Raw genomic sequence first — 13306 nt, 5'->3', positions numbered from 1 at the left:
GGCACTCATAATTTTAGTTACTTACTTAAATTGTCATTGAAAACAAAGCAGTTTCTGGTGCTTTTCTTTTTAGACGTAAATCGAATGCCATGCAAATATTACGTACGTAAGGTTTCCCTTTTTCAGTAACTTGAATTTTATTTTCATCAATAATCAATAAACCATCATTCTCCATTTCTTTAAGTTGTATTAGAATTTCCGGTATTTCATCAAAATAATTGGCAGAATCCGTCCAGCTTGTTTCAAACTGACACATTAGATTTAATATGTGTCTTCTAATAACAAGATCTTCATTAGATAATAAATGCCCTCTGTAGATAGGTAATTTATCTTTTTCTAATAACTGGTAATACTCTTCAAGAGTTTTGACATTTTGAGCAAAACTATACCAACTGTCACTTATTGCAGAAACACCCAATCCAATCATCAATTGGGTTTTAGAGGAACTATATCCCATAAAGTTTCTATGCAATGTTTTGTTCTCAAAAGAACGGTAGAGACTGTCTTTTTTTAGGGCAAAATGATCCATACCAATTTCATGGTATTCATTTTTGGATAGTAGTTTTTTCCCTATTTCGTAAAGTATTCTTTTTTCATCATCTTTAGGAATGTCTTCATCATTAAAGCCTCGTTGTCCATTTCCTTTTATCCAAGGTACATGGGCATAACTATAAAATGCTAAACGATCCGGTTGTAGAGAGTTCGTTTTTTCTATAGTATCTACAACATCTTCAATTTTTTGAAAAGGTAATCCAAAAATAATATCATGCCCCACAGAAGTATATCCAATTTCTTTTGCCCAAAAAGTAACTTTGGCTACATTGTGAAATGGTTGAATTCTATGAATGGCTTTTTGAACCTTTTCAGAATAATCCTGAACACCAAAACTCACTCTTCTAAAACCTAACTCATACAGTTTTTGTAAATGTGCATGGGTGGTATTATTGGGATGACCTTCAAAACTAAATTCGTAACCCTTTGCTTTTTCTGCATGATCAAAAATACCATTAATAAGATATTCTAAATTTTGGACAGAGAAAAATGTAGGTGTCCCTCCACCTAAATGGATTTCTTTAATTTTTGGTTTCTCTCCAAGAATATCACAATAAAGAGCCCATTCTTTTAAAATAGCTTCTATATATGGGTTTTCTACAGTGTGATTTTTTGTAATGCGTTTGTTACACCCACAAAAGGTGCATAAACTTTCACAAAAGGGGAGGTGTATATAAAGACTAATACCTTCTTTGGTGTTGCTTTCAAGAAAAGACTTTTTGAGGGTCTCTATCCAAATTTGATTTGTAAATCCAGACTCATCCCAATAAGGTACAGTTGGATAACTAGTGTATCTTGGACCAGGGACATTATATTTTTGAATCAGTGAGTTTTTCATATGAAGATAATATTAGTTTTTATCAGAACACGGTATCGTCATTACTTTATTGCAGTTTATGTATAGGAATCATGGCGATTACATAAATTGAATATTTTATCCTGACAAAATTAGTGTGACTTTTTAGGAATTAAAATGATATTTATCATATTAGAAAAATACTTATAATAAGAAAAGAGACCCATATTACACTGCCCCGAATTGTGTCTCACATTTTAGGTGCAGTCTATATAGAGTCTCTCTTTAATTATGCTTGGTATGATTCAGCCGAATAGTTGTAGAGAATATTATTTTGAAATACAATCGTCAATTATTTTTACCCATTTTTTGGCTAATTGATGGTCTTCATACAAACAAATTGGATCTAAAAATTGGTTGTCTATATTGTAGATTGGAATTAATTCCTTTTTTTGATCTTTTGTATACAGGAATTCTAATTCTAACTTGAGAATTGTACTCGAATTGGCGCTAGTAGTTGGGATTATTTTGCAGGAATGAATCTTGTTTAGATCAATAAAATTAACGATATCTTTTTTATAACTAAAATCAATAAAGAGTAAACCTTTCTTTTTGAGATCAATCGATATTATCTTTTTATTTTGAGATTCAGTTACTTCAAAATTGTAAAGATTGTTTTGACTGTATTGTTTTTTTATTGCTTTAATTTTTGATTTATTGACACTATTAGAGCGTAATATGAATGTTAGCGGTATAGCGATTAGAATAGTTATTATAATGCCAATTATTGTTACAGATGTGTCCATTTGTATTATTTTTTAGTTGATTTTAAAACATGTTTGGTTGAACTGAGTCCAATTTGAACCAGTCTTTTAATTTTTAAAGCGGAATAGTTGTTTTAAATCACCAAAAATAATGGAAAGGGAAAAGTAAGATGGAAACCTTAATACATCGATTGATGTCCTGGTTTAAGTAGGTATTATGGAAATTATATTTTTTGAAACCAGGAATTGTAATCAAAAAAGGAGTTACCCATTTTATAATGGGACTATCTACACTTTTGTGATTTATTATGAGTGTTGAACCATGTCTTGGTACAATAAAGGCAGAAGAATGAATGCCTTTGGCAGTAATGGTAGAATTGTTCTCTTCGGGTTTAGTTTGCTCGCTATTACTTTTATTTGCAGTAATGGCAAATGTAAAAAGAAACAGAAGCCCACTAAAAATGATTATTTTTCGAATCCAATTCATTTTGCGAATTTAATACATATCTGCCATTGCGTATTATTTTATATAATAAATGAAAGTTAAAATTTAAGTTTGAGCAAATTCAAAAAAAACCTCGAGAATGTAAGTACTCGAGGTTTTGTTTCAGTTTTTTTGAATCTATTCTTGATTCATATTTCTTAATTGTTTTAGTTTTTCTTTCCAAACATCAAGGCTTTCTTTATGGATAGCGATGTTTTTTCGAACTTCTAAAACTATTGAATTTTCTTTTTTTGCATTTTTTGTATTAGTAAAAAATTGAATGTTATTCTCTAATTGGAATATCTCATTTTGTACTTCTTCAATTTTACGCATTATGAAAATCTTCTCATTGTCTAGTTTTCTAGTGTCATTGCTTTCAGATAAATGATCTATTCTGTTAGAGAAACGCATCATTTCAGTATCTTTTTTGCTTAAGCTTAATTTTTCAAATAAAGCATCTAGAATTTTATTGAATTTTCCTTCGATATGTCTTCTTGGGAAAGGAACTTTACCAAAGCCTTTCCAAGTTTCTATATGTGATTTGATGGCATCCAGATCTGTTTTGTGATCTCCAGTCAATTGAAACTCTCTTAACGTTTCTAAATAGGCTTTCTTTTTATCAAAAGCTTCTACTTCTTCAGCGTTTTCTTCATTTTTTTGCTCTTTTAATTTGTCAAAATAATGATTGCAGGCTTCTCTAAATTCGTTCCAGATTTTATCAGAATATTTTCTTGGTACATGACCTATTTGTTTCCACTCTTCCTGAATTTGCTTCATGATAGGAGTAGTTGCAGTAAAATCTGTACTTTCTTGTAATTCTTTCGCTTTGTTTACAAGCGCTATTTTTTTATTTAGATTCTCGTTTTGGTCTTTTTTAATGTCTTTATAAAATGAATTTTTAAAAGTATTAAAATTTCTAACCGCAGTTTTAAATGCTGACCAAGTATCCTCATTTACATCCGATGGCACTTTTCCAGCAGAGAAAAATGCTGTACGTAATGCTTCAACTTTTTCTATTTGGGCCAACCATTGTGAATGTGAGTTTACTTTTTCGGTAGCTAAAACTTCAATTGCAGCAATAATTTCTTTTTTCTTGTTTAAATTTTCAAGTTCAGTTCCTCTTTGTTTTTCAAACAACAATTCACGCTTATCATGCATTTTTTTTGTTAGTTCACTAAACTGGTTCCAAATTGCATCACGATGTTCTCTTGAAACAGGTCCAATTTCTTCTTTCCAGATTCGGTGTAAATCTTGTAATTCTCTAAATGCTTTATTGATATCTGCTTCGTTTGTCAATTCTTCTACACGAGCAATAATTTTTTGTTTTTGCTCTAAATTGTGTTTGAAATCTATGTCTCTAGCTTCTCTGTCAAGATGCAAGTAGTCATAAAAGTTTTCGACATGAAAATGGAAATTATTCCAAACGTGATTGTATTTGTCTTTAGGAATAGAACCCGCATTTTTCCATCGATCTCTTAATTCATTAAAATGTTTTAAGGTGTCTTTGATGTTCGCCTGTGGGTTGATTAATTCTTTCAATTCTTCAACAATAGCCAATCGTACCTCTAAGTTAGATTTTAAATTGGTTTGTAAACTCTTAAAGTGAGTATTCTTGTTGTCTTTATAAATAGTATAGTATTGATCAAATTTCGTTTTTAGAGGAGAATGGTATTGGAACTCTTCATTTGGATCTTGATTTTCCTGATTGAATTCTTCTTTTTTCTCTTCTATAAGGTGGTTGTATTTTGCTAAAAATGCTTTGCGAATCTCCTCTACATGCTCTTTTACTGACATTACTTTTTCGTTTGTAATCAAATTTTTCAATTCATCTACAAGCTTCTCCATTGGTAATGCTTCATAGTCGAGCATAGGTATGTCATGACGTTCTTTTAACGTTTCATCTTCACTTTCTTCAGCATTTGAGTCAGAAATGGCGTCAATAACGTTCTGATTTTCGTTTGTCTCAGTTTCATTTGAAAGTACTGTTTCAGAAATAGGATTTACTGTATTTTCTTCTGCTACAGCATCACTGATTTCATTTTCACCAATAATAGGTGTTTCTGATTGAACTGTTTCTTTCAATTCATTGACTGCTTTTCCGTCTGTCTCATTTTCGTGAAGAGACAGGTTATCATTCTTTTCTTCTAACATTTTTAAAATGTATAAGGTTTCTAATTATTTAATGCGAAAGATAGTAAAGGTGTAGCAAAATACAAAATAAAACTTTTGTTTATAATGTATTTAATGTGAAAATTCTTTCTTTAATGGTTTAATTTGATTTCTTGATATTTTTTGCACTAAATATGCCAAGTTTTTTGAGAAAAAGATGAGATAAATATTAAGAAAAATGGATAACTATCATGATAGTGAGTAAAATACGTTTTTTAGTAAACAAAAAGTCCTCAAATGGATAATTCTATTTGAGGACTTTTGTGTTTTTTAAGTGATCTTAATGTTTGTTCCAAATTTTCCAAGCTTTCTCTGCTTGAAAAATTAGCATATCTAAACCATTTTTTATTTGTGCTCCTTGGGCTTTTGCTTTTTTAAGGAATTGCGTTTCTGCTGGATTGTAAATCAAGTCATAAGCAATGTGTTTGTCCGTAAAAAAATCGTATGGGATAAGTGGAAATAAATCGATATTTGGGCTGGTTCCCACAGGTGTGCAGTTGATTATGATCTGATAATTATCAAATGTAGTGGCATTAATTCGAGAGTAGTCAATACAATTTTCTTTCGCTTCGCGTGAGACAAATGTATAGGCTATTTTTAACTGATCAAGTGCAAATGCAACTCCTTTTGAAGCACCTCCTGTTCCTAAAATCAAAGCTTTTTTGTGGTGTGGCTGTAATAATGGCTCTAGTGATTTTTTGAAGCCATAATAGTCTGTATTGTAGCCTTTTAGTTTTCCTTTTTTTGTAAACTTTATAGTATTTACAGCTCCAATTTGAGATGCGTTTTTTGATAACTTATCTAGAAAAGGAATGATTGTTTCTTTGTAAGGAATAGTAACGTTTAAGCCATTAAGGTCAGTATTGTTCTTTCTTAATTCTGTAAAAAAGTCAATATTAGGAATATCAAAATTCTCATAAGAACAATTCGAAAAATACTCATTGTTGAATTTTTCTGTAAAATATCCTTTTGAAAAGGAATAACTGATATTACGGCCTAATAGGCCAAAACGTTTTCTTGTTACTTCAATCATTACTGCTTTTTATGTTTGTCGATATAATTTTGTACTGTTTTTTTTGTCCAAACAACAGGGAATAAATTTTCAATTAGTTTGTGATTATCGAAATTCAAACGCAAGGCATTGCTTAAATGAAATTTTCCTTTGGTGTCGTCGGATAGCATGAAATACAAACCGGCCAAACGGTATTCTATTTCGTTTTCTTCCGGGAAGTATTCGGATGCTTGTAATAAAGTTTGTATGGCACTTTCAAATTCGCCTAAAAACTGAAGAATGTCAATCCAAAATAACCATGTATCTAGTTGGTAATCTCCAAATTCTACCGCTTTACGATAACCAAATTCTGCTTCCTCAAAGAAATTCATCTGTTTGTTTATGGTTGCAAAACGTTTCCAATACAAACGGTTTTGATTGTCTATTGCCAGTGCTTTGTTGACATAAAATAAAGCTTTTTGAAAGTTCTTTTGACGTACGTAAAAATCAGTTATGGCGATCCAGCCTTTGTCTAAAAGTGGGTCCTCATGAACGGTTCTGTTAAAGTATTTTAAAGCGAGAACTTTGTTGCCTAATTTCTCATAGCATTTACCTATTCTAAGTAAAGCGTATGACGTAGCATCGTCCAATTCGATTGTTCTGTTGTAACTTTCGATGGCAAGTTCGTATTTTTTTAAGCGCTCCAGTGTTTTTGCTTTTTCCATAAAAGCGCCAAGAAACTCATCATCGATTAATGTGGCGTAATCAAAGGCGCGAATAGCATTTTCGTATTCTTTTACGCCATAATACAAACGTCCCAGTTGATGCCAAGCGATTTCGCTATATGGGTTTTTGTCAATGTATTTATTTAGATAAATTATTGCTTCTTGGTTTTGATCTAAAAATTCAAAACAATATACCACATTGTATAATGCTGATTGATCCTCGAAATCTTCTTCCAGGCATTTGATAAAGCTGTCTTTTGCCAGTTCAAGATTATCCATAAAAAGATATTCCATTCCAATCAAGTTATAGACATCAGCATAATCATCGGTATAGTTTAATGCTATTTTTAGCATTTCAACCGCTTTTTCATGTTGATCTCTCTTGGAGCAGATATTTGCCTTTTGGATATAGATTTCTTCGTTAGTAGGCTCTATGGCATAAAGCTCATTCAATAGCTTTTCGGCTATTTCTAGTTTGTCTTCATAGATTAACATCTCCACTTGGACTAGTTTTAGTCCGGTTGATTTAGGGTGTTGATCCAGAGCTAGTTTTAGGGCTTTTTTTGCCAAAGCTGTCTTACCCATGTCGAGATAGTGAAGGATGATTTCTTCAAATTCTTCGGAGTCAAAAAAGAGTACTTTGTTGGTTTTCAACATAGACTCAAATTTGGATAGGGATAAGTTATAGTCTTCTTCTTCGTTGCTTAACTGCATGCTGTCTGTTTTTAAATTATCCTAAAATAAAAATAGGAAATCGTATTGTTGTTGTGAGGAAGAATTATATTTATTGTGAACAATTTAATTAACAAAAAAATGGAATGATTATTTAAGAAATAGTATGTTTTTTTTAATCTAAAATGATCTTTTTGTTATTGGATGCCCTAGCCCTGATAGCAGTGAAAATCCTTTATAGGCTCGTTCTTAAAACGAGACTGTAAAGATTGTAACGGATAGCAGGAAATAGCTCCTTAAAAAAAAGATTATACTATTTATTTAAAATCTCATTCATTACTTCGAGAATTATAGCGCACCCTTCTCTAATTTCCTCTTCAGAAATGGTAAGGGGTGGTGTAATTCGGATAGCGCATCCCTCAAAGAGTAACCAAAATAAAATGAGACCTTTGTCTTGACATTTTAGGATTACTTCATTTGTGATCTCCGCACTTGCTGTCATTGTAGCAAGCATTAATCCTTTGCCTCTAATTTCTTGTATCAAAGGGTGTACCAAAAGTGATCTGAAAAGATTTTCTTTTTCTAAAGTGTCCGGCATTAAGCTGGTTTCGGTTAATTCTTTCAAAGTTGCCAAACAAGCTGACGCAATGACAGGGTGTCCTCCAAAAGTGGTTATATGCCCTAATTTTGGGTTTTCGCTCAATAAATCCATCATGGCTGTTGATGCGGTAAATGCTCCTACGGGCATTCCGCTCCCCATTCCTTTTCCCATTACGACTATGTCTGGGACAACATCGTAGTTTTGAAAACCAAAAAGAGTACCGGTTCTTCCAAAACCCGGTTGGATTTCATCGAGGATCATTATTGCGCCTACTTCTGTACAACGTGCTCTTACTTTTTTAAGAAAATCATTGTGGGGTTCGATAAATCCTGCTCCTCCTTGAATTGTTTCGAGAATGATTCCGGCTGTTTTGGTAGTTATCTTTTGTAAATCGGCTTCGTTATTGAAGGTTATAAAATCGACATCCGGAATTAAAGGACGAAACACTTGCTTGCGTTCTTCAAATCCCATTACGCTCATGGATCCCATGGTATTGCCGTGATAAGCATTGTGACACGAAATTAGCTGACTTCTTCCAGTGGTTCTTCGGGCTAGTTTTAAGGCACCTTCTATAGCCTCGGTTCCAGAATTGACCAAATAGGTTTTGTCAAGAGGAGCGGGCAGGAGAGAAGCCATAAGTTTGCAGTATTCAACTGCTGGGCTTTGGGAATATTCGCCATATACCATTACATGCGAATACTTGTCTAATTGATCCTTAATAGCATCATTTACCCTTTTGTTTTGATGTCCAAGTGTGCAAGCCGAAACACCCGCCACAAAATCTAAATATTTTTTGTTATTGGTATCGAAAATATATGAGCCTATAGCATGAGAAACCTCCATACCTAATGGGTAAGGTGAGGTTTGTGCTTGGTATTTTATGAAATCAGGATTCACTTTTTTTAGTTTAAAGGTTTAAGAGCTTGAAAGTGTTTACAGTAAATTGTAAACTGTTACTTTTTCGTTCCTTTCTTTTTGTCATAATTCAATGTTTCCTTTCGGATTTTCATCGGAGTATCTTTTTTCGCCTTGTCTTTTGCAGTTGAATTAGCAACTTTGAGTTCCTCTTCATCTTCTTCTTTTGTGAAAATATCGTCTTTAGATTTTATTCTTTCGTCACCACGCCAATTAAGTCCCCGAAGTTTTCTTGCGTTTTCAGGTAAATCAGCTTCTGGAAAGATATCTCCATCTACTTGCTTGAAAAAAGTAATGGTCTCGATTTTGTTTTTATCAAAAAGGATATTAATCTTGCTACTGACATTTTTATTGATTCCGATGAGTTCTTTGGCGTCATTTCGCATGTAATAAATCACTTCGGTGTTTTTTACAATATCTACATCGTGGAGTTTCCCATCCTGAAATTTACCAAATAAGTTTTGACCTTTTGTTTGGTTAAATCCAGTTCCAATGGTGTCTTTCGAGACGAGAAAAGTGTTGTTGAGTACTTTGAGGGAATCTAATTTTTTAGTTGCATTATCACCTATAAGGTGTATCACATCTCCAGTGATTTGGTTCTCGCCATTCCAAAGTATCGGGTTGCCTATCAGTTTTGTTAATGCTGTTTTGGAACGGGAATGTATTGAATCACATTTTCCGCTCATATCCGTTTTATAAAATCGTACATTATTGTAAGCACGTATGATTCGGTCGCCTTCTTTACCGGTAACCATTAGTTTTTTGCCATGAATATATACCGAGTCATTCTCTACGAAATTTACCGCCACGGCTCTTTTGGTGACAAACATAGAGTCTTTCTTTTTGTATAATTCGGCATAATGACCTTTTACAATTCCGCGGTTAATAGAATCGGTGATTTTTACATTTCGTGTGGCTGATGCAAATTCGCGATTCCGATCATAATAAAGACTATCCCCTTTTATGACTCTGTCATCATATTTTATGTATGATTTGTTAAGAAAATGGGCTTGATTCTTTTTGGTGTCATAAAATCCTTTTTCGGTATAGATATAATTGGCTTTACTGGTAATTGTTGATGGTCCAAAAAGATAGGAATGACCTGAATTACTGTAGTAATCCAAATGATTAGACTTTATTTCGTAAGTTTTATTAGTAAGGGTAACGGCGGTTAAGAACTGGAATTTTTTTTGCGCTACATAATACCTGCCGGATTTGCTTTTTAAGGTATTGTCTTTGTTGATAATAGTTCCTGGGCTATTATAAAAAACTTCTTGGGAGTTTCGGTCAAAATTGATTGTATCAGTAGCCAAAGTGGCATCTGGTGAACTCATAACCGCATTTCCAGTTGCAAATGCTTTCTTTAATTGTCCGCTGTATTCGGCATAATTACTGTTTAGATACAAAGTGTCTCCCTGTACCAATTGCACATTTCCAAAAGCTTTTAGATAATTTTCTTTCTGAAAAAAATAGGCTTTATTACAAGTAAGAAGTACACCGTCATGGCTTATGCGCACGTTACCGGTTAGTAAAACAGCATCAGGTATTTTGAGTTGGTCGACATCACTAAAGTCAGAATTCTCGACAAGTATTTTTTTTGGAGCTTGAGCCAAAACAATGTGGGCGCAAAGCAACACTAATGTATATGTAATGAAATTTAAAGATTTCTTCAATGGATTTTAATTTTTTGTAAATTTATGAAAAAGGAGTCAAACGGTATATATATTAGGATTTATTTATAATTAGAATTGATTTTCAAAATTTGAAAGAGATTTGTTTTTTAAGTTATAAACATTAGCTCGAACTATCTCGTTGTAGTGTCGTTTTTGCTTATAAATCAGGCTTGAATGAATTGTTTTTTCTAAACTGCTTTTCAAAAAAAGTTTAAATTTATGGATTGATAATTCAAACTGATTCAATTATCAAGTATATTTTTAATAAATTAATAATGATAAAGAAAATAAACTTTGTGACAGGAATAAGTCTACTACTTATGGTTGTAGCCTGTAAAACTAAAGATGTAAAAACGTACGCTGAAAAGAAAGATATTGTTTCTGGAAAAAAGGAAGTAGTATATCAAGTCTTTACTCGATTGTTTGGAAACAAGAATACCACCAATAAACCTTGGGGAACCATTGAAGAAAATGGGGTGGGGAAGTTTAATGATTTTACAGCAAAAGCATTGCATGAAATTAAAGATTTAGGAGTTACTTATGTTTGGTATACTGGCGTTCCTCATCATGCTGTAATACGAGATTATACAGCGATAGGAGTTTCTAATGATGACCCTGAAGTGGTAAAAGGAAGAGCGGGTTCTCCCTATGCGGTAAAAGATTATTACAATGTAAATCCAGATTTGGCTGTAAATCCGGAAAAGCGTTTAGAAGAGTTTGAAGCACTTATAAAAAGGACACATGAAGCCAATTTGAAGGTTATTATAGATATTGTTCCTAATCATATTGCCCGTAAGTACGAAGGGAAAAACAATCCTAAAGGGGTGAGGGATTTTGGTGCAGATGATGATGTTACTGTAGAGTACAAAAGAGATAATAATTTTTATTACATCCCTAACACTCCTTTTCAATTGCCTGATGGAGATAAACCATTAAATGGAGAAAGTAATCCTCTTATTGATGGTAAATTTGATGAAAATCCTGCTAAATGGACTGGTAATGGATCTCGATTAGCAAAACCTGACAAAAATGATTGGTACGAAACGGTCAAGGTAAACTATGGAATTCGCCCTGATGGTTCGAAAGATTTTCCGGAATTGCCAATGGGGTATGATAAATTGTCAAACAAAGAACATTATGCTTTTTGGAAAGACAAAAATGTACCTAGTTCTTGGGTTAAATTCAGAGATATAGCTTTGTATTGGACAGCCAAAGGTGTTGATGGTTTTCGATATGATATGGCTGAAATGGTTCCTTATGAGTTTTGGAGCTATATGAACTCTGCCATAAAAAATGCAAACCCTGATGCTTTCTTAATGGCAGAAGTGTACAATCCGAAAGAATATCGTAATTATATTCATTTGGGTAAAATGGATTATCTGTATGATAAAGTAGAGACTTATGATAAACTGAAAGCTGTTATTCAAGGTAAAACATCGCCGGATGGGCTTTCTTATATTCAGAAAGGTTTGGCAGATATTGATGTTCATATGTTGAAATTTTTAGATAATCACGATGAACAACGATTGGCGAGTCCAGAATTTGCAGGTTCATCGGAAAAAGGAAAACCAATGATGGTGGTATCTACCATGATAACTTCGGCTCCTATTATGGTTTATTTTGGTCAGGAAGTAGGGGAGGCTGGAAATGAAAACGGTGGATTTGGTACACATTCCAGAACATCTATTTTTGATTACGTAGGAGTGCCAAATCATCAAAGATGGATGAATGATGGTGCATTTGATGGAGGAAAATTATCGCAAAGTGAAAAAGACTTGCGTGATTTTTATAAAAGATTGTTGAATTTCTCTAAGAATAGTTCAGCAGTAATGGGGCAATTTCAAGATCTTCAAGAAGTAAATCGTCAAGCAGAACTCGGATATGACCCTAATCATGTTTATTCTTTTGTTCGTTGGTCTGATACTCAGAAACTAATTGTGATTACTAATTTTTCATCAGAATTGACAAATAGTTTTGAATTGAAAATACCTGTCGATATTATTGCTAAATGGAATCTAAAAGACGGAAGTTATACTATAAAAGATCAATTGTATGAAAAGAGCGCAATACAATTGAGAGTGGTAAACGGTGAAGGCAAAGCCACAATCTCAATAGCTCCTTTAGAATCTTTTATCTATCAATTGTAATCTTTATTGATTATAGATTATATAAAAAAAAGCTGATACTTAACGGTATCAGCTTTTTTTGTGTTGTTTATTTCTTAAAAGTAGCTTTGTAATTTTCGTTTACTTTTTCCCAACTTATTATATTGAAAAAATCATCAATATATTTTTTCTTTTTGTATTGGTAATCCATGAAATAAGCATGTTCCCAAAGATCAATTCCTAAGATTGGTGTTCCGTGAAATCCAACAACAGGAGCATATGTCATTAATGGATTGTCTTGGTCTTGAGTTGTTGATAATTGCAGTACACCTGTTTTATCAACTACCAGCCAAACCCAACCGGAGCCAAATTGTTTGTTTGCAGCGTCTTTAAATGTATTTTTGAAATTAGAAAACGAACCAAAATCTTTATTAATCTTTGAGGCTAATGTGTCTATTGGTTCTCCACCCGATTTTGGCGCTATGGTTCTAAAGTACAAGCTATGGTTGTAATATCCACCTGCATTATTACGTAACGCAAGGTCATTGATGTCTAATTTGGCAAGAATGTCTTCAATGCTGAGATTTTCTTTATCAGTTCCTGCTACCGTTTTGTTTAGACTGTTGGTGTAATATAAATAATTTTTATAATGTGACTCCATTGTCAAAGCAGATAATTCAGGAGATAACGCATCATACCCAAAAGAAAGTTTTTCTAATTGAAAAGAACCTTCGTTAGCTTTTACATCATTTGGATTTCCTAATGTTATTTTTTCCTTTACAGTTGGTAACGGAACTTCAACAACTTCTGTCATTTTTTTTTCATTACAAGAAATGAAAACAGAGGCGAAAAGTAAACT

Annotated in this window: 10 protein-coding genes; 1 reads left to right on the top strand and 9 read right to left on the bottom strand. The window is 32.9% G+C overall.

The features are described 5' to 3' along the window. Window positions 1-25: 25 nt before the first annotated feature. The 8 genes from hemN to OZP08_RS16935 all read right to left on the bottom strand — a co-directional run bounded on the left by hemN (window position 26) and on the right by OZP08_RS16935 (window position 10342). Window positions 26-1390, bottom strand: coding sequence for an oxygen-independent coproporphyrinogen III oxidase (hemN, locus tag OZP08_RS16970; protein ID WP_281322413.1), 1365 nt, complete (start codon window positions 1388-1390; stop codon window positions 26-28). A 287-nt stretch (window positions 1391-1677) separates the two neighbouring features. Continuing rightward, window positions 1678-2154 (bottom strand): hypothetical protein, encoded by a 477-nt coding sequence (locus OZP08_RS16965; protein WP_268847283.1) that lies wholly within the window; start codon window positions 2152-2154, stop codon window positions 1678-1680. Window positions 2155-2251: 97 nt separating this feature from the next. Further along, window positions 2252-2599: a hypothetical protein gene (locus tag OZP08_RS16960; RefSeq protein WP_268847282.1), complete on the bottom strand. Its 348-nt coding sequence runs from the start codon at window positions 2597-2599 to the stop codon at window positions 2252-2254. A gap of 135 nt (window positions 2600-2734) precedes the next feature. Beyond that, window positions 2735-4747 carry a DUF349 domain-containing protein gene (locus OZP08_RS16955; RefSeq protein WP_281322412.1) on the bottom strand — a complete coding sequence of 671 codons (2013 nt, stop codon included), beginning with the start codon at window positions 4745-4747 and terminating at the stop codon, window positions 2735-2737. A 298-nt stretch (window positions 4748-5045) separates the two neighbouring features. Then, window positions 5046-5798, bottom strand: coding sequence for a shikimate dehydrogenase family protein (locus OZP08_RS16950; RefSeq protein WP_281322411.1), 753 nt, complete (start codon window positions 5796-5798; stop codon window positions 5046-5048). Further along, window positions 5798-7195 carry a tetratricopeptide repeat protein gene (locus tag OZP08_RS16945; protein ID WP_281322410.1) on the bottom strand — a complete coding sequence of 466 codons (1398 nt, stop codon included), beginning with the start codon at window positions 7193-7195 and terminating at the stop codon, window positions 5798-5800. Before OZP08_RS16945 ends, OZP08_RS16950 begins: the two co-directional genes overlap by 1 nt. A 271-nt stretch (window positions 7196-7466) precedes the next feature. Then, on the bottom strand, window positions 7467-8651 hold the full coding sequence (locus tag OZP08_RS16940; RefSeq protein ID WP_268847281.1) for an aspartate aminotransferase family protein: 1185 nt from the start codon (window positions 8649-8651) through the stop codon (window positions 7467-7469). Between the two features lie 56 nt (window positions 8652-8707). Further along, window positions 8708-10342: an OstA-like protein gene (locus OZP08_RS16935; protein WP_281322409.1), complete on the bottom strand. Its 1635-nt coding sequence runs from the start codon at window positions 10340-10342 to the stop codon at window positions 8708-8710. A 275-nt stretch (window positions 10343-10617) separates the two neighbouring features. Between OZP08_RS16935 and OZP08_RS16930 the strand changes: the two genes are divergently transcribed. Further along, entirely contained in the window at window positions 10618-12489 is a 1872-nt protein-coding gene (locus OZP08_RS16930; RefSeq protein WP_268847280.1) for an alpha-amylase family glycosyl hydrolase, read from the top strand. Between the two features lie 67 nt (window positions 12490-12556). On the opposite strand, the gene OZP08_RS16925 is transcribed toward OZP08_RS16930, so the two are convergent. Beyond that, a complete protein-coding gene (locus OZP08_RS16925) occupies window positions 12557-13261 on the bottom strand; it encodes a superoxide dismutase (protein ID WP_268847279.1) in 705 nt (234 codons plus the stop codon). Between the last annotated feature and the right edge of the window lie 45 nt (window positions 13262-13306).

It is taken from the genome of Flavobacterium aestivum (assembly GCF_026870175.2).
In the GTDB taxonomy this organism is placed as follows: Bacteria; Bacteroidota; Bacteroidia; order Flavobacteriales; family Flavobacteriaceae; genus Flavobacterium; species Flavobacterium aestivum.
Note: the sequence above shows the minus strand (reverse complement) of the source record. Positions and strands in the feature narration are given on the sequence as shown.

What these genes read in the sequence shown, in the direction of transcription:
- OZP08_RS16965 (WP_268847283.1), bottom strand. Translation starts at nt 2,154, where the DNA reads ATGGACACATCTGTAACAATAATTGGCATTATAATAACTATTCTAATC.
- hemN (WP_281322413.1), bottom strand. Translation starts at nt 1,390, where the DNA reads ATGAAAAACTCACTGATTCAAAAATATAATGTCCCTGGTCCAAGATAC.
- OZP08_RS16945 (WP_281322410.1), bottom strand. Translation starts at nt 7,195, where the DNA reads ATGCAGTTAAGCAACGAAGAAGAAGACTATAACTTATCCCTATCCAAA.
- OZP08_RS16955 (WP_281322412.1), bottom strand. Translation starts at nt 4,747, where the DNA reads ATGTTAGAAGAAAAGAATGATAACCTGTCTCTTCACGAAAATGAGACA.
- OZP08_RS16950 (WP_281322411.1), bottom strand. Translation starts at nt 5,798, where the DNA reads ATGATTGAAGTAACAAGAAAACGTTTTGGCCTATTAGGCCGTAATATC.
- OZP08_RS16930 (WP_268847280.1), top strand. Translation starts at nt 10,618, where the DNA reads ATGATAAAGAAAATAAACTTTGTGACAGGAATAAGTCTACTACTTATG.
- OZP08_RS16925 (WP_268847279.1), bottom strand. Translation starts at nt 13,261, where the DNA reads ATGACAGAAGTTGTTGAAGTTCCGTTACCAACTGTAAAGGAAAAAATA.
- OZP08_RS16960 (WP_268847282.1), bottom strand. Translation starts at nt 2,599, where the DNA reads ATGAATTGGATTCGAAAAATAATCATTTTTAGTGGGCTTCTGTTTCTT.